The following is a 17362-nucleotide window of genomic DNA, read 5'->3' on the forward strand; positions in this document are numbered from 1 at the left end:
AAATGATGGAATTGGCAAATAAACAAATTTATACGCAGGAACCGGGCTTTTTCAAGCGCCTGAGCCTGGTCGACTGGCTGTACGGCGCCGGCTTGCTGGCGGCATCCCTGTTCGGCCTCATGCGCTTTGGCGCCTTCATGGATATCTATGAAAAAGCCATCCTGCTGGCGGCCGCGCCCACCTTTGCGTGGCTGGGCTGGTACTGGAAGCCCGTGCGCTGGCTGATTCCCGTGGCAGCCGTGCTGTCGCTGTTCGCCATCGAACTGTACGCGGGCCACCTGGACATGGCGAACCAGAAATTTTTCCTGAAATACATCTTGTCCAGCCAATCGGCCATCCTGTGGATGGGCACCCTGTTCGTGCTGTCGACCCTGTTCTACTGGATCGGCCTGGTGGCCCGCTCGGAATTCGGCTCCTCCGTCGGCTCCCTGCTGTGCTGGGCTGGCGTCGTGCTGGGCCTGACGGGCATGCTGGTGCGCTGGTACGAGTCTTACCTGATCGGCGCCGATGTGGGCCACATTCCCGTGTCGAACCTGTATGAAGTGTTCATCCTGTTCTCCCTGATCACGGCCATGTTCTACTTGTATTACGAGCAGCATTACGCGACGCGCCAGCTGGGCGCCTTCGTCATGCTGGTCATTTCGGCGGCCGTCGTCTTCCTGATGTGGTACACGGTCACGCGCGACGCGGCCGACATCCAGCCGCTGGTGCCGGCCCTGCAAAGCTGGTGGATGAAGATCCACGTGCCGGCCAACTTCATCGGCTACGGCACGTTCGCCCTGTCGGCCATGGTGGCCTCGGCGTATCTGCTCAAATCGAGCGGCTACCTGGTCGACCGCCTGCCTTCGCTGGAAGTGCTCGATGACGTGATGTACAAGGCCATTTCCGTCGGCTTCGCCTTCTTTACGGTCGCCACCATCCTGGGCGCCCTGTGGGCGGCCGAAGCGTGGGGCGGCTACTGGTCGTGGGACCCGAAGGAAACGTGGGCGCTGATCGTCTGGCTCAACTATGCGGCCTGGCTGCACATGCGATTGATGACGGGCTTGCGCGGCCGCGTCGCCTCGTGGTGGGCGCTGGTGGGCTTGCTGGTGACGACTTTCGCGTTTTTGGGCGTCAATATGTTCCTCTCTGGCCTGCATTCCTACGGCAAGCTTTAAAAAGTACTCGAGAAAAAGCCCATGGCGGCGTTGCCTTGCCTAGCCGTACTATGTGTACTGCCTGCGGCAAGGCGCCTTGCCCTGCACTTTTTTAGGGCACTTTTTTGCATGACAGAAGCGTCATGAACGGCCCGGGAAAACTGGTGTAAGGTACAAATCATCACCTTTTTCCGGAGCCGCCATGTTGATCAAGCGCAGTCCCAACGGCATCGACTTGCCGTATTCTTCCGAAATCACGCCGCGCGCCGTGTTTGAATCGCGCCGCAGCTTCATCAAGCAAGTGGCGCTGGGCTCGATCTCCAGCGCGGCCTTGCTGGAAATGGCCAGCCGCGAAGCGTTCGCGCAAGGCACCAATCCCAAGCTGGCAGCCAAATTGAATCCCGCCTATTCGGCGCTGGAAAAGCAGACGGCCTATAAGGACGCCACCAGCTACAACAATTTCTACGAGTTCGGCACGGACAAGAGCGACCCGGCGCAAAACGCGGGCACCTTGCGCACGCGGCCGTGGACGGTCAGCATCGAAGGCGAAGTCAAGAAGCCGATGACCCTCGATCTCGATGCGCTGCTGAAGCTGGCGCCGCTGGAAGAGCGCGTCTACCGCCTGCGCTGCGTGGAAGGCTGGTCGATGGTGATCCCGTGGGTCGGTTATTCCTTCTCGGAAATTATCAAGAAGGTCGAGCCGACGGGCAATGCCAAGTACGTGGAATTCATCACCCTGGCCGACAAGAAGCAGATGCCGGGTGTGGGCAGCAGAGTGCTGCAGTGGCCCTATACGGAAGGCTTGCGCATCGATGAAGCCAATCATCCGCTGGCGCTGCTGACCCTGGGCATGTATGGGGAAACCTTGCCAAACCAGAACGGCGCGCCCGTGCGCATGGTCTTGCCATGGAAATATGGCTTTAAGTCCGCCAAGTCCATCGTCAAGATCCGTTTCGTCAAGGAACAGCCGCGCACGTCCTGGAACCTGTCGGCACCGTCCGAATACGGCTTTTATTCGAACGTGAACCCGAACGTCGATCATCCACGCTGGTCGCAGGCGTCCGAGCGGCGGATCGGTGAAGACGGCTTTTTGACGCGCAAGCGCAAGACCCTGATGTTCAATGGCTACAACGATGTCGCTTCGCTGTATGCGGGCATGGATCTGAAGAAGTTCTTTTAAGGAAAGACCATGGCCCTGAATCCCACGCCGAAACAGTTGTCGCTAGTCAAAAGCCTGGTTTTCCTGCTGGCGCTGATTCCCTTTGTGCGCATGGTCTGGCTGACCTACACGGGCCAACTGGTGGAGCCGCTGGAGTTCATCACGCGGGGGACGGGCGACTGGACCCTGTATTTTCTGTGCATCAGCCTGGCGGTGACGCCCTTGCGGCGCTTCACGCAATGGAATTGGCTGATCAAGCTGCGGCGCATGCTGGGCCTGTTCGCGTTTTTTTACGCGGCGCTGCACTTCACCACGTTTTTATGGTTCGATCACTTTTTCGATCTGCAGGAGATGTGGAAGGATGTGCTCAAGCGGCCATTCATCACGGTAGGCTTCATCGCCTTTGTGCTGCTCATTCCGCTGGCCGTGACGAGTACGAATAGCATGGTCAAGCGCCTGGGCGGCAAGCGCTGGCAGTGGCTGCACCGATTGATCTATATCATCGCGCCGCTGGGCATCCTGCATTTCTGGTGGATGAAGGCAGGCAAGCATAATTTCGCGCAACCGATCCTGTTCGGCAGCATCGTCGCGCTACTGCTGTTAATGCGCGTGGTTTTTGCCTGGAATAAGCGTGTCAAAACTGCCAGGGCGGCGCATGCCGCCACCCCGGTGCGTTCCGTTTAGGTGGCCGGCACGATGACCGGTGGCGGCGGCACGGGCGCCGGTTCGACGGGGCCTTTGGCTGGCGCGCCCTTGGCCGCTGGCGGCTTGGGCAGGTACAGGGGGCCGGGCTGGCCGCAGCCGGCCAGGACGCTAGAAACCACAATGGCGGTGCCGATATAAAACGCTGAGGATGACTTCACGATTAGAATCACGGTTTGATTAAGATCTTTGGAGTGTAGCATGAGCGAATCGGAATTCCTGGCCCTGGCCGAAGCCACCCTGACGGACATCGAGGCGGCGCTGGACCGGCTGAACGATGCGGACGTGCTCGACGTCGAATGCAGCCGCAGCGGCAATGTGCTGGAAATCGAATTCATCGACAACGGCACGAAAATCATCGTCAACAGCCAGGCCCCCATGCGCGAAATGTGGGTGGCCGCCCGTTCCGGCGGTTTCCACTACAAGCGCGTGGGTGACGAATGGATCAACACGCGCGACGGCTCTGAATTGTTTGCGGCCTTGTCCAGCATGGCCAGCGAGCAGGCGGGTGCGCCCGTGGTGCTGAAGTAATTGTTTTAGCCGCGCGCAATAAAAAAGGGCAGCCTCTTCAGGCTGCCCTTTTTGCTTGCGTAATCCGACAACATTTGGCGCCGGCGTGGTGTCGGGTTACGGCCTGCGGCCTAACCCGACCTACTCCATGCGCTGCCGTCAGAACAACTCGTTCTTCACGGCTTCTTTCGCCTTTTCTTCCTCCGGCGTGCCGCGTGCCGCCCCTTCCAGGCTGCCGACGCCCGTGCCCGGTGGATTTTCAGCATAGTAATACTCGTCACCCACGTGGATCAGGCCTTCCGGCACGGCGCGTTCCTCGACGGGGATGCTCTTCAGGGCTTTCGCCATGTAGTTGATCCAGATCGGCAAGGCCAGGCCACCGCCCGTTTCCCGGTTGCCCAGGTTGCGCGGCTGGTCGTAGCCGATCCAGGCGATGCCGACCAGCTTGGCCTGGTAGCCGGCGAACCACGCGTCGATGGAGTCGTTGGTCGTGCCCGTCTTGCCGGCCAGGTCAGGGCGCTTCAATGCCATGGCCTTGTTCGCCGTGCCGAAGCGCACCACGTCGTTGAGCATGCTGTTCATCATGAAGGCATTGCGCTCGTCGATGACTCTGTTGGCTTCCTCGCCCGCCAGGTCCGGCTTGGCTTGCGACAAGACCGTGCCGTCGCTGTCGGTCACCTTGGCGATCAGGTACGGGTTGATCTTGTAGCCGCCGTTGGCGAACACGGCGTAGGCGCCCGCCATCTGCAGCGGCGTCACGTTGCCGGCGCCGAGGGCCAGGGTCAGGTAGGGGGGATTCTTGTCCGCGTCAAAGCCGAAGCGCGTGGCGTATTCCTGGCCGTATTTGGCGCCGATCTTGTGCAGGATGCGGATGGAAATCATGTTCTTCGATTTCATCAAGCCCTTGCGCATGGTCATCGGACCGTCGTACTTGCTGTCGTAGTTCTTCGGTTCCCACGCCTGGCCACCCGTCTGGCCCGCATCGAACGAGATGGGCGCGTCGTTGATGATGGTGGCTGGCGACAGGCCCCGTTCCAGCGAAGCGGAATAGATGAAGGGCTTGAAGGCCGAACCGGGCTGGCGCCACGCCTGCGTGACGTGGTTGAACTTGTTGCGGTTGTAATCGAAGCCGCCGACCATGGCGCGGATGGCGCCGTCGGTGGTGCTGGCCGAGACGAAGGCCGATTGTACTTCCGGCATCTGCGTCAAGACCCAGGTGTTGCCTTCCAACATGACGCGGATGACGGCGCCGCGCTTGATGCGGCGGTTAGGCGCCGCTTTTTCCGATAGCCAGGCCGAACCGAAGGTCAGGCCGGGGCCGGTAATGGTGATTTCCTCGCCAGCCGAGGTGACGGCCTGGATGGACTTGGGCGACGCTTGCAGCACCATGGCGGCGATGATGTCATCGCTGTCCGGGTGGTCGGCCAGTTCCGTCTCGATGGCGTCATCCGCTTCGGCCTTGGTTTTCGGAATCTCGATATACGCTTCCGGGCCGCGGTAGCCGTGGCGTTTCTCGTAATCCATCACGCCCTTGCGCAGGGCGATGTAGGCGGCGTCCTGGTCGGCCTTGGTGATGGTGGTGTAGACGTTCAGGCCGCGCGTGTAGGTATCTTCCTTGAATTGCTCGTAGACGAGCTGGCGCGCCATTTCCGACACGTATTCCGCATGCACGCCGAAGGCGCTGCTGTCGGTTTTTACTTTCAGCTCTTCGTTTTTCGCTTCTTCATACTGCGCCGGCGTGATGTAGCCCAGTTGCGCCATGCGCTGCAGGATGTATTGCTGGCGCATGCGCGCGCGTTTCGGATTGACGACGGGGTTGTAGGCCGACGGCGCTTTCGGCAAGCCGGCCAGCATGGCCGCTTCGGCCACGGTGAGGTCCTGGATGCTCTTGCCGAAATAAATTTGTGCGGCCGAGGCGAAGCCGTAGGCACGCTGTCCCAGATAAATCTGGTTCATATACACTTCGAGGATCTGGTCCTTGCTGAGGTTCTTTTCGATCTTCCACGCCAGCAAGACTTCATATGCCTTGCGTTTCAAGGTCTGTTCGCTGGACAGGAAGAAGTTGCGCGCCACTTGCTGCGTGATGGTTGAGGCGCCTTGCTTGGCGCCGCCCGTCAGGTTGTGCAGGGCCGCGCGCGTGATGCCCAGGTAATCGACGCCGCCATGCTCATAGAAGCGGTCATCTTCGATGGCCAGCACGGCTTTCTTCATGACATCGGGAATATCCTTGATGTGGACCATGTTACGGCGCTCTTCGCCGAACTCGCCGATCAACACGCTGTCGGACGTGAAAATCCGCAGCGGCATCTTGGGCTTGTAATCGGTCAGGGTGTCGAGCGCGGGCAGGTTCGGATAAGCCATGGCCAGGCCGAAGACCACCAGCAGCACGCCGACCACGCCCAGGCCCAGGAATGAGACCAGGGCCATCAGCAGGAAGCGTTTGGGTTTGCTGCCCTTCTGGGGCGGTTTCGAGCCGGCGTTGCCAGCGGAGGATGAAGATGTCATGCGTCTTATGTCTTTCGGTTAATTATGCCGGTCAATTATAAGCGAGCTTGCCGGGCTGGCAGCGCGCCGTGGCGCTTGCCTGGGGGCAGTGTCGACACTTGCCGATACTCTATATAAGCGTGTATTGGTCCGCTGGCAACCAGGATTTGGTAACAATTATTCTGCGCCAGATCAGGGGCGGACCAGATAGGCGCCGCACGCCGCAGACTTCGGCGTGAAATCCATTTACAAGCGATCGCAGCCGGGACTAGGATTTCTGCTGACAGCGGCTCTCCCGTGGCGACGTTTCGCGATGAAAAACATATCCTTCAGCAGTCTTCTTGGCAGGGGCTTGCTCGGCGTTGATATAGGGCAAGACGCCGTGCGCGTGGTCGAACTGGTGCGCTGGCGGGGCATGCTGTCGTGCCGCCATTGCGGCGCCGCCGCGCTGGCGCCCGGCGTGATTCTGGAGGGTAACGTCATGGACGCGGCAAGCCTGACGGACGCCTTGCGCCAGGCCCGCCGCGACAGTGGCAGCGCTTGCACGCGCATAGCGCTGGCCATGCCGGCCACGGCCCTGATCACGCATGCGATCCGCCTGCCCGCCGGTTTGCCGGAGGAGCAACTGGAAATCCTCGTGGAACTGGAAGCGGCGCAATACATGCCGTTTGCGCTGGAAGACGCCAGTCTGGATTTTTGTATTCTTGGCCCTGCACCGCCGCTGGCCGGCACGACAGGCAAGGAGGTCGACGTGCTGCTGGTGGCGGCGCGGCGCGCCGGCGTGCAGTGCCGTCTCGATGCGGCCAGGGCGGCGGGCTTGCAGGCCGTCATCATGGATAGCGAGGCGCTGGCCTTGCAGGCGGCGCTCGCGCAGGGTGGCTGGCAAGCCTTGCCCGATGGCGGCGTGGCGTACCAATTGGCCTGGGGCCTGGCCTTGCACCGGTATGCCCGATGACGGCCGTGGCGCATGTGCCGCGCATCAACCTCTTGCCGCACCGTCAGGCGGCGCGGCGGCGGCGTGTCCAGGAACTGCTGGGGCTGCTGACCGGCGGCGCGGTGCTGGGGATGCTGCTGGCGCTGGCCGCCGCGTTCTGGCTGCAGGCCTGTCTTGGAGAATCGGTTCGGCGCCAGGAGGGCTGGCGTCGCGCCACGCAGCAGGCGGCGGCAGTCCTTGCCACAGGCACGCGGGTACAGGGCGAGACGGCTGGGTTACTGGCGCGCCGTCAGGCAATTGTCGGATTGCAAGAGCAACGTAATGCCTGGGTGCACATGCTGGAAGTTCTGGCGCGCGCCATGCCGGCCGGCGTGGCCCTGCGCAGCGTGCGCCAGGAAGCGGCAATGCTGCGTCTGCAAGGGCATGCGCTTGCGCAGGACCAGGTTGCGGTGTTGTTGCTGGCACTGGCCGAGGCGGCGCCGGCGTCGCGGCCGGAACTGCTGGAAGTGCGCGGCGCGGCCGACGGTGCCGTGGAATGGACGATACGACTGGCATGGCCAGCACCGGCGGCGCCTGCTGCCATCGTGGACAGAGGAGGCTGATCATGCTGAGCCTGAAAAAAGCGTCGCAGTGGCCGCTGCCGACGCGCCTTGCCAGCGCTGCCGTGAGCGCAGCACTGGCGGCCGCGCTGCTGCACCTGGCCTGGCTCGACGGATTGCTGTCCGCCGTACAGGTTGCGCAAGGGGAGGAGACGCGCTTGCGCAGCGCCTATTTTCTGGCCAGGGCCCAGGCGGGTCACTTGCCGCGCTGGCGCGAGCAGCAGCGCCTGGCCAGTGCAGAACTCGCCAAGCTGGAACAGCAACTGCCGAACAGCCAGCAGATGGCGGCGTTGTTGTCCGATATCAATGAGGCCGGCCGGGCGCGCGGCGTGCAGTTCGCGCTGTTCAAACCCGGTGCACCCCAGCCGCAGGCGCATTACGTGGCGCTGCCGATTGCCGTCCAGCTGCGGGGCGGCTATCACGCCATGGGCGCGCTGATGGCGGATCTGGCGCGCCTGCCGCGCATCGTGACTGTGCACGAGTTGGCGTTGACTGCTGGCAAGGACGGCATGCTGACCCTCGACGCGATGCTGCACGCGTACCGCTTGCCCGATGCGCAGGAGAGGGCCGCGCAAGCCAGGTTGCCGCCGCCTGCCAGACCGGTGTCACCGGCCTGGCACGCGGCGCCCGTCTTCGTGCCGCGTGCATATGAAGGCGCCGCCTTGCCCGATCCGTTCGGCAAGCCGCTTGCGGGACCGCCGCCAGCATCGGCCGGCGTGGCAGGTCCGGACCTGCGTCGTTCCCGCGAGCCGCTGGAAAGCGTGGCCATGCCAGCCCTGGCCATGGTGGGCAGCGTGCGCCACGCCGGCCGCCTGAGCGCGCTGGTGCTGGCGGGGCAGCATGTGCACCGGGTGGCGGTGGGCCAGCATCTGGGGCAAGACCACGGCGTGGTGACGGGCATCAGTGAACAGGCCGTGCAGTACCGTGAATTGCTGCGCGAGGCGGATGGTATCTGGCGCGAACGGCGCGGCAGCCTGGCCTTGCAGGCGGCGGGGGCGGGGACGAAGGCCAGCCTGACCGAGGCGGCGCCATGACGCCGCGCCGCATGCTCGTTGCCACACTGCTGTGCCTGCATGCCAGCGGCCTGGCCCAGGAGGCCGTGGTGCAGGTGACGGCACCGCGCCTGTATGCGGGCGAGAAAATTTCCGTTGACTTCCAGAACGTGGGCGTGCGCGCGGCCCTGCACATTCTGGCCGACGCGTCCGGGCAAAACATCGTCGCCAGCGACAGCGTGGCGGGCAATGTGACGTTGCGCCTGCGCGACTTGCCGTGGGACCAGGCGCTCGACGTGCTGCTGCAGGCCAAGGGCCTGGACATGCGGCGCAATGGCAACGTGCTGTGGATCGCGCCGCGCGAGGAAATGCTCGCGCGCGAAAAGCTGGAGCTCGAAACGCGCGCGCAGATCGCGGAACTGGAACCCTTGCAATCGGCCATCTTCCAGCTCAATTACCAGAAGGCTGAAGCGTTCCGCACCGTGTTCGGCCTGGACGCGGGGGAAGGGCGCAGCCGGCTGCTGTCGCGCCGTGGCAGCGTGCTGATCGAGCCGCGCACGAATCAGCTGTTCGTCACCGACGTGCCGGCGCGCCTGGAACAGATCCGCCAGCTGATCGACAAGACGGATATTCCAACCCGACAAGTCATGATCGAGGCGCGCATCGTGGAGGCGAACGACAGCTTCAGCCGCAACCTGGGCGCGCGCCTCGGTTTTACGGACCAGCGCCTGGCGGCGGGCCAGCTGCCAGGTTTTTCGCTGGGCGGCAGCGGACGCCGCGCGGCCGTCGGCGGCAGCTACCAGGGCGTGGGCGAGGCAACGGGGCAAACGGTGGCAGGCAGCGGCGCCTTCGTGCCGAACACGCAATTCGTCAACTTGCCGGCCGCCAGCATCAACGGCTTGCAGCCGGCCAGCTTCGCCCTGAGCCTGTTTTCGGCGGCTGCCAACCGCTTTCTGAATCTGGAACTGTCCGCGCTGGAAGCGGACGGCAGGGGCAAGATCATTTCCAGCCCCCGCGTGGTGACGGCCGACAAGGTGCTGGCGCTGATCGAGCAGGGTATCGAACTGCCATACCAGGTGGCCACCAGCAGCGGCGCCACGTCGATCACGTTCCGCAAGGCGAATTTGCGTCTGGAAGTGACGCCGCAGATCACGCCGGACGGCAATGTGGTGCTGGAAGTGGACGTCAACAAGGACAGCGTGGGCCAGGAAACCCGTTCCGGTTTTGCCATCGACACCAAGCACGTGCGCACGCAAGTGATGGTGGAGGACGGCGGCACCGTGGTGCTGGGCGGCATTTATCAGCAATCGGAACGGGGCACGGACAGCAAGGTGCCGCTGCTGGGCGACATCCCCGTACTCGGTGTTTTTTTCCGCAGCACGGGCCGCAGTCAAGAAAAAACGGAACTGATGGTGTTTATTACGCCGAAAATAGTGGCAGATCGGCCAGCAACACGTTAATGTCACATCTTTACGTTTAAGTAACAATGCAGACGAAAGCGGACTGATGGCGACTATGCGGAATTTTTCTTTTGGCAATACTTCTTGGATTGGAGTATCGAATTGGCTGGTTTTGCTGGTCATGAGCGCTGTACTGGCCGCGTGTGGCGGTGGTGGCGGCGATCCGACCCTCGATGGCGGCAGCAGCGGCGGCACGACGGGCGGGGTAGCTGCGACAGTGAACGTCAGCTTGCTCAATGCGAATGGCCAGGCCAGCAATACCGTGAGCGTCAACGCACCCCTGACCGCTCGGGCACAAGTGCTCGACAAAAATGGTGCGGGCGTGGCAAATGCCTTGGTGACGTTCGCGGTGGATAGTTCGCTGGCCGTGCTGGCGCCCGCTACCGCCTTGACCGATGCCAAGGGTATCGCCAGCGTGACTATGCGCCCCGCCAGTAACGCGGCCAGCGGCGCGGGAAAACTGACCGCCAGCGTGACGACTGCCGCAGTCACCGTCAGTGGTGAAGCCAATTATCAGATTTCGTCCAGCGTGGCCTCGAAGGCGAGCATCGGTGTCGCCTTGCTGACTGCCTCGGGCAGTGCCAGCAACGCATTGTCAAGTTCCGCACCTTTGACGGCGGTGGCCCTCATCAAGGACCAGGATGGCAATCCGCTGCCGGACGCCCTGGTGGTGTTTGCAACGGATAGTGCCTTGGCCACGCTGTCGCCTTCTGCAGGCACGACCCTGAGCGATGCCAAGGGCGAGGCGCGCGTGATCCTGCGGCCCGTCAGCCTGGCAGTGGGCGGCGCGGGCACCCTGACGGCGGCCGTGGTCATGAATGGCACCACTTCCACCAGTGCCATCAACTACGTTGTGGGCGCAACAACCCTGATCTTTGGCAACATTGTCTTTGAAACGCCGTCACTGGAGGCCTATGGCTCGACCCAGGTATCGCTGGACGTGTTGTCTGGCAGCGGAAAGTACACAGACCAGAGCCTGACCGTGAACTTCACTTCGTCCTGTGTCACGGCCGGCAAGGCCACCTTTGCGCCCGTGGTACAAACAGCCAACGGCAGTGCGCGCGCCGTCTACCGCGATCTCGGTTGTGGCGTCAACGATGTGATTTCCGCCACCGCCAGCGGCGTTTCAGGCAGCCGCAGCGCGGTGCTGGCCATCGCTGCGCCACAAGCAGCCTCGATCCAGTTCTATTCTGCCGTTCCTGCCGACAAGTCCATCGTCATCAAGGGCGAGGGTGGCCTCTTGCGCAGTGAAACGGCCACCTTGAAATTCCGTGTTTTCGATACCTTCAATAATCCCTTGCCGGGCTTGAGAGTCTCTTTCTCGAAGGCCGATCCGAATGCGGAAGTCGATCTCAATCCCGTTTCAGGCACCACCGATGCCAATGGCGAAGTGACGACCAGCGTCAGTTCACGCTCTACCCCTTTGTCCTTCCGCATTCGTGCCACGCTCGACGGCAAGGGCGTATCGACCCTATCGGACTCCATCGTTGTCTCGACGGGAACGCCGGTGCAGAAGGCGTTTTCGCTATCTATCAGCGACAGCAACGTCGAAGGCCTGGACGTCGACGCCAACGGCAGCGCTGCCTCGGCATCCGTGACGGTGGCCATGGGCGACAAGTTCGGCAATCCCGTTGCCGATGGCACGCCCGTTGCCTTCCAGACCAACGTGGGCGTGGTGGGCAGTGCAAGCAAGGGCGGCTGCAATTCCATCAACGGCGCGTGCACGGTCGATTTCCGCGCGCAGCAACCACGCGTGCCGACGCCGAATACGCCAGCCACCATCTGCAATGGCCCACTGGGCAGCAGTGACAGCACCCGCGCTGGTGTGGGCACCATCTGCGCCAGCACCAGCGACGGCAGCGCCATCCCCATTTTTGCGAAAGTCAATTTCTTCATCAGTGGCAGCCGCCCGGCGACGATCATCCTGGACGGCAACAAGACTCTGACGATGGGAAATGATGTCAACGACCTGGGCAACGTGAGCTGGAACGTACCCAAGGTGTTTACCTTGCAGATCAATGACGTCAACAATAATCCCATGCCTAGCGGCACCACGGTGGAAGTGGCCAATATCGTGCGCGCGGCCAGTGGCGGCGTTTCGCCATCGAGCGTGCAAAAGACGTTCCCCAGCGTTTCCAGCCTGCCACCGCAGTATCAGGGCACGAGCCATCTCGTCACCATCGCCAGCCCGGCAGGCCTGCCCTGCACTCCTGGGGTGGCGACATTCAATGTCAATATCACCACGCCACATTTACTAACTACCAGCTATCCGTTTAAACTGACGTTCACATGCCAATAATGGAGTCACAGGGCGATAACGGAAAGACAGGGTTATCGCCTGAGTGAAATGCAAATAGTGTCCGAAATCTCTAACAGTAATATTTTCCTTGTCGGCCTCATGGGCGCAGGCAAAACCACGATCGGGCGCATCCTGGCCCGCAAGCTGGGCTTGCGCTTTGTCGATTCCGACCACGAAATCGAGGCACGCACGGGGGCGACCATCCCGTGGATCTTTGAAATCGAGGGCGAGGCGAGCTTTCGCCGGCGCGAGGCCGAAGTCATCCGCGACCTGAGCGCCCAGGAAGGCATCGTCATGGCGACCGGCGGCGGGGCTATCCTCAACGCCGACAGCCGCGCCTACCTGAAGGAACGGGGCACGGTCGTGTACCTGCGCGCCAGCGTCAGCAACATCCTCGCGCGCACCAGCCACGACAAGAACCGCCCCCTGCTGCAGACGGCCGACCCGCGTAAGAAGCTCGAGGAATTGACCGCGCAGCGCGAGCCCCATTACATGGAAGTGGCCGACATTGTCATCGACACGGGCCGTCCTAACGTACAATCGATGGTTCAGACCATCCTGATGCAGCTGGCCAGCCTCGAATGCGAGGCCTCGCCCAACTGCGTCATTCATGCAGAGCCTTCGATGAACGAGCAATCCAAAATGTTGTTGAGCGTAGACCTCGACGAACGCAGTTATCCGATCGCCATCGGTCCCGGCCTGCTGGCCGACGCCGACGCGCTGCTGCGCCATATCAGCGGCCACAAGGTGGCCATCGTCACCAATACCACCGTCGCGCCGCTGTACCTGGGCCGCCTGCAGGCAGCGCTGGCGAGCGATGGCCGCGAAGTGATCAGCATCGTCCTGCCGGACGGCGAAGAATATAAGAACTGGGCCAGCCTGATGCAGATCTTCGACGCGCTGCTGGCCAATAAATGCGACCGCAAGACCACCCTGGTGGCGCTGGGCGGCGGCGTGATCGGCGACCTGACCGGCTATGCGGCCGCCAGCTACATGCGCGGCATCGGCTTCGTGCAGGTGCCCACCACCCTGCTTGCGCAGGTCGATTCCTCCGTCGGCGGCAAGACGGGCATCAACCACCCGCTTGGCAAGAACATGATCGGCGCCTTCTACCAGCCGCGCGCCGTGATCGCCGACACCTCGACCCTGGAAACCCTGCCCGCGCGCGAACTGTCGGCCGGCCTGGCCGAAGTGATCAAGCATGGCGCCATCATCGATGCGGCCTTCTTTGACTGGATCGAGGCGAACATGGCCAAGCTGATGGCGCGCGACAAGGGCGCCCTCGCGTATGCGATCGCCCGTTCGTGCGAAATCAAGGCCGACGTCGTGCGCCAGGATGAACGCGAAGGCGGCTTGCGCGCCATCCTGAATTTCGGCCACACCTTCGGCCATGCCATCGAGGCGGGCCTGGGCTACGGCCACTGGCTGCACGGTGAAGCCGTCGGCTGCGGCATGGTGATGGCGGCCGACCTGTCGTGCCGCATGGGCTATATCGACCAGGCGGCCGTGGAGCGCGTGCGCAAACTCGTCGCCGCCGCCGGCCTGCCGGTGAAGGCGCCCGACCTCGGTGTCGAGCGCTGGCTGGAATTGATGGAAGTGGACAAGAAGAACGAGGGTGGCGCCATCAAGTTCATCCTGCTGAAACCGCTGGGCAGCCCGTGCATCACGTCCGCGCCGCACGAACTGGTGCTGGCAACCCTGGCTGCCGGAGTGCAATAGCCATGACGCCTGAAGACGCCCTCGCCCAAGGATGGCTAGCCCCCTATGCCGCCCATTCGGCACAGGGGCAGGGGCGTCGCTTTGCCGAGGCGGCGCACGCCTCGCGCAGCCAGTTCCAGCGCGACCGCGACCGCATCATCCATTCCTCGGCTTTCCGCCGCCTCGAATACAAGACCCAGGTTTTCCTCAACCACGAGGGAGACCTGTTCCGCACGCGCCTCACGCACAGCCTGGAAGTGGCGCAAGTGGGCCGCTCCATCGCGCGCAACCTGCGCCTGAACGAAGACCTGGTGGAAGCCATCGCACTCGCGCATGACCTGGGCCACACGCCGTTCGGCCACGTGGGGCAGGACGTGCTCAACGAGTGCATGCAGGCGCACGGCGGCTTCGAACACAACCTGCAAAGCCTGCGCGTGGTCGACACGCTGGAAGAGCATTACGGCGCCTTCGATGGCCTGAACCTGATGTTCGAGACGCGCGAAGGCATATTAAAACACTGCTCGCTCGCGCATGCGCGCGAACTCGGTCCCGTGGCCCAGCGCTTCATCGACCGCACGCAACCGACACTGGAAGCGCAGCTGACCAACCTGGCCGATGAAATCGCCTACAACAGCCACGATATCGACGATGGCCTGCGCTCGGGCCTGATCACCATCGCCCAGCTGGAAGAGGTGGAATTCTTCGGCCGCCTGTGGCGCGACGTGCAGCAGGCGTTTCCCGGCCTGTCAGGCCGGCGCGCCATCTACGAAACCCTGCGCCGCCTGATCACGGCCCTGGCCGACGATCTGATCGTCACCTCGACCGCCCTGATTGCGGACGCTGCTCCCCGCGACGTCAGCGAAGTGCGCGCCAGTCCGCCCCTGATCCGTTTTTCGGACACCATGCGCACGGACGCGACGGAGCTGAAACGCTTCCTGCGCGCGAACCTGTACCGCCACTACCAGGTCAACCGCATGCGGGTGAAAGCGAGCCGCATCGTGCGCGAACTGTACGACAGCTTCATGGCCGAACCGGCGCTGCTGCCGCCAGATTATCAGGTCAACGGCGATGATGTGACAAAGCAGGCGCGCAAGATCGCCGACTACATCGCCGGCATGACGGACCGCTACGCGATCCGCGAGCACCGTCGTCTGTATTCTTTGGATGAGTTGTAGGTCGGGTTAGCCGGAACGGCGTAACCCGACATCACCACCATCCCTGCCAACAAAGTTGTCGGATTACGCGCTGGCGCGCCTCGGCGGCCCCGCTAATCCGACCTACCCCTGCATCGCCGGCATGACGGACCGCTACGCGGTCGCGAGCACCGCCGCTTGTATTTTCCGGATGCATTGTAGGTCGGATTAGGCCGCAGGCCGTAATCCGACAGCATCGTTGGCGGCCCGCCGGTCCGGCTTACTCCGCATTGTTGATCCTGTCAATCGGCATGATCATCTAGGCCACCGCACGATCACCCCAATACCCTCGCAGCGCCTTCTTTTCTATCATGGCAGCAAGTCAACAAGGGCTTGCCGCCCATAGTCAAGGAGAGTGCCATGATCGAATCGCGCCGCAGTTTCTTGCGCGCCTTGCCCGCCATTACCGTCGGGGCGGCCATTGCGCCGCTGCCCGGCAAGGCCGCCACCAGGGGCGAGGGCGGGCAGCGCTGGGCGATGGTGGTCGATGTGCAGAAGTGCATCGGCTGCCAGGCGTGCACCGTGTCCTGCATCATGGAAAACGCCGCGCCGGAAAACAGCTTCCGCACCGTCGTCTCGACCTATGAAGTCAAGGAAGAGAACCGCTGCGGCACCTACATGTTGCCGCGCCTGTGCAACCACTGCGCCAATCCCCCCTGCATTCCCGTCTGTCCCGTGGGCGCCACCTTCCAGCGCAAGGATGGCGTCGTCGTCGTCGATGGCGACCGCTGCGTGGGCTGCGCCTACTGCGTGCAGGCCTGCCCGTACGACGCGCGCTTCATCAACCACGAGACGGGCAAGGCCGACAAGTGCACGTTCTGCGCGCACCGGGTCGACGAAGGCTTGCTGCCGGCCTGCGTGGAAACCTGCGTGGGCGGCGCGCGCATCTTCGGCGACCTCAATGATCCGGAAAGCGTGGTGCACCAGCTGCTCACCGAGAACAAGGTGAAGGTGCTCAAACCCGAGCAGGGCACCCAGCCCCACGTGTTCTACCTGGGACTGGATACGCGCTTCGCCGGCCACGTCGAAGGCGAAGCGACACTTTGGCAACCGAGCAAACACGGGAAATAAACCATGGACAGCCACATCACCGAAATTGTCAACGTCACGCGCGAAGCGGCATGGCTGCCGTGGGCGGTGCAGTATTTTTTCCTCATCGGCCTCAGTTACGGCAGCTTCATGCTGACCTTGCCGTACTTCGTCTTCGGCCGCAAGGCGTATGAGCGCCTGGGGCGCATCGCACTGCTGGCGTCCCTCGTCTGCGGCATGACGGCGCCCGTGGCGCTGCTGGCCGACTTGCACGGGCCGGGCCGTTTCTATCACTTCTATCTTTATTTCCAGCCGCAGTCGTGGATGTCGTGGGGCTCGTTTTTCATTCCCCTGTATCTGGGCTGTCTGGTGCTGTACGCGTGGCTGGCGCTGCGCGTGGACTTCGCCGCGCGGGGACAGGGCCAGGACCGCCTGGCCTTTGCCTACCGCCTGCTGGGACGTGGCGGCGCCGCATCGCGCAAGGCCATCGTCACCGCCGCCGCCTTCACCCTGCTCGCCGCCTTTGTCGTTGGCCTGTACACGGGCATGGAAGTGATGGTGGTGCGCGCGCGTCCCCTGTGGTTCACGCCCTTCCTGCCGGCGCAGTTTGCCGCCACGGCCTTTGTCGGGGCGGTGGGCCTGGCGCTGCTGTTCAACCGCTTCCTGCCGGGCCGCGACCAGGCGCTGGAAGTGTCCTTGAACCGCGCGCTGGCCCTGTCGCTGGCGCTGGTGCTGGCCCTGGGAGGCGGCTGGCTGTTCGTCAGCCTTTCGGGCGTGAGCGCCAGCCACAGCATGGCCTTTACCCAGGTGGCCGGCATGCCGCAATGGCAGTTCACGGCAGTGTGGGCGGTGCTGTCGTCCATCGTGCCGATGGCCCTGGCCATCTCGCGCCCGGCCACGAGTGGCCTGGCCAATGGCCTGATCGCGCTGCACAGCGCCTGGATGATGCGCTGGACGATCTTCATCGGCGGCCAGAACATCCCGAAGACGGGCGCGGGACTGTACGACTACCACCTGCCGATGGGGAACGACGGCTTGATGGGGATTATCGGCACGGCCGGCCTGTGGATCGCGCTGCTGTTGCTGATGCTGGAATTTTTGCCATGGGCCGGACGCGTCGTCGCTGCACGCAGCCGTCCCGCCATGGCCACGCACTGAGGAGTCAAC

Annotated in this window: 14 protein-coding genes and 1 pseudogene; 13 read left to right on the forward strand and 2 right to left on the reverse strand. The window is 63.1% G+C overall.

Translation table 11 applies throughout. From position 1 onward, the window contains the following. The first annotated feature begins 5 nt into the window (after positions 1 to 5). The 3 genes from ccsB to BXA07_RS02440 all read left to right on the forward strand — a co-directional run bounded on the left by ccsB (position 6) and on the right by BXA07_RS02440 (position 2979). Positions 6 to 1157: a c-type cytochrome biogenesis protein CcsB gene (ccsB, locus tag BXA07_RS02430; protein ID WP_076565674.1), complete on the forward strand. Its 1152-nt coding sequence runs from the start codon at positions 6 to 8 to the stop codon at positions 1155 to 1157. 181 nt (positions 1158 to 1338) lie between these two features. Further along, positions 1339 to 2316, forward strand: a complete 978-nt coding sequence (gene msrP, locus BXA07_RS02435; protein WP_076565217.1) for a protein-methionine-sulfoxide reductase catalytic subunit MsrP — start codon at positions 1339 to 1341, stop codon at positions 2314 to 2316. Between the two features lie 9 nt (positions 2317 to 2325). Further along, positions 2326 to 2979 carry a protein-methionine-sulfoxide reductase heme-binding subunit MsrQ gene (locus BXA07_RS02440; RefSeq protein ID WP_076565219.1) on the forward strand — a complete coding sequence of 218 codons (654 nt, stop codon included), beginning with the start codon at positions 2326 to 2328 and terminating at the stop codon, positions 2977 to 2979. Here BXA07_RS02440 and BXA07_RS02445 read toward each other — a convergent pair. After that, complete coding sequence (locus tag BXA07_RS02445; protein WP_034778304.1) at positions 2976 to 3158, reverse strand: LPS translocon maturation chaperone LptM; 183 nt, start codon at positions 3156 to 3158, stop codon at positions 2976 to 2978. The two genes, BXA07_RS02440 and BXA07_RS02445, sit on opposite strands and share 4 nt — an antisense overlap. Positions 3159 to 3198: 40 nt before the next feature. On the opposite strand from BXA07_RS02445, the gene cyaY reads away from it, so the two are divergent. Beyond that, positions 3199 to 3528, forward strand: a complete 330-nt coding sequence (gene cyaY, locus BXA07_RS02450; RefSeq protein WP_076565221.1) for an iron donor protein CyaY — start codon at positions 3199 to 3201, stop codon at positions 3526 to 3528. Between the two features lie 138 nt (positions 3529 to 3666). Here the strand turns inward: cyaY and BXA07_RS02455 are convergent, their stop codons facing one another. After that, positions 3667 to 6012: a penicillin-binding protein 1A gene (locus BXA07_RS02455; RefSeq protein WP_076565223.1), complete on the reverse strand. Its 2346-nt coding sequence runs from the start codon at positions 6010 to 6012 to the stop codon at positions 3667 to 3669. A 331-nt stretch (positions 6013 to 6343) separates the two neighbouring features. Between BXA07_RS02455 and pilM the strand changes: the two genes are divergently transcribed. The 9 genes and pseudogenes from pilM (at position 6344) to nrfD (ending at position 17353) form a co-directional block, all read left to right on the forward strand. Beyond that, positions 6344 to 6946 (forward strand): pilus assembly protein PilM, encoded by a 603-nt coding sequence (gene pilM / locus BXA07_RS02460; protein ID WP_076565224.1) that lies wholly within the window; start codon positions 6344 to 6346, stop codon positions 6944 to 6946. Continuing rightward, complete coding sequence (locus BXA07_RS02465) at positions 6943 to 7527, forward strand: PilN domain-containing protein (RefSeq protein WP_076565227.1); 585 nt, start codon at positions 6943 to 6945, stop codon at positions 7525 to 7527. Before pilM ends, BXA07_RS02465 begins: the two co-directional genes overlap by 4 nt. Positions 7528 to 7529: 2 nt before the next feature. Next, on the forward strand, positions 7530 to 8558 hold the full coding sequence (locus tag BXA07_RS02470) for a pilus assembly protein PilP (protein ID WP_076565229.1): 1029 nt from the start codon (positions 7530 to 7532) through the stop codon (positions 8556 to 8558). 86 nt (positions 8559 to 8644) lie between these two features. Next, positions 8645 to 9976 (forward strand): annotated as a pseudogene (locus BXA07_RS02475) (type IV pilus secretin PilQ family protein); the annotation flags it as partial. 121 nt (positions 9977 to 10097) lie between these two features. After that, positions 10098 to 12275: an Ig-like domain-containing protein gene (locus BXA07_RS02480; protein WP_139335400.1), complete on the forward strand. Its 2178-nt coding sequence runs from the start codon at positions 10098 to 10100 to the stop codon at positions 12273 to 12275. Positions 12276 to 12323: 48 nt separating this feature from the next. Further along, entirely contained in the window at positions 12324 to 13994 is a 1671-nt protein-coding gene (gene aroKB, locus BXA07_RS02485) for a bifunctional shikimate kinase/3-dehydroquinate synthase AroKB (RefSeq protein WP_076565237.1), read from the forward strand. 2 nt (positions 13995 to 13996) lie between these two features. Continuing rightward, entirely contained in the window at positions 13997 to 15148 is a 1152-nt protein-coding gene (locus BXA07_RS02490; RefSeq protein WP_076565239.1) for a deoxyguanosinetriphosphate triphosphohydrolase, read from the forward strand. A 378-nt stretch (positions 15149 to 15526) separates the two neighbouring features. Continuing rightward, on the forward strand, positions 15527 to 16237 hold the full coding sequence (gene dsrO / locus BXA07_RS02495) for a sulfate reduction electron transfer complex DsrMKJOP subunit DsrO (RefSeq protein WP_076565241.1): 711 nt from the start codon (positions 15527 to 15529) through the stop codon (positions 16235 to 16237). A 3-nt stretch (positions 16238 to 16240) separates the two neighbouring features. Continuing rightward, complete coding sequence (nrfD, locus tag BXA07_RS02500) at positions 16241 to 17353, forward strand: NrfD/PsrC family molybdoenzyme membrane anchor subunit (protein ID WP_076565244.1); 1113 nt, start codon at positions 16241 to 16243, stop codon at positions 17351 to 17353. Positions 17354 to 17362 lie beyond the last annotated feature (9 nt).

The organism is Janthinobacterium sp. TND4EL3 (assembly GCF_900156175.1).
Taxonomy (GTDB): domain Bacteria; phylum Pseudomonadota; class Gammaproteobacteria; order Burkholderiales; family Burkholderiaceae_D; genus Janthinobacterium.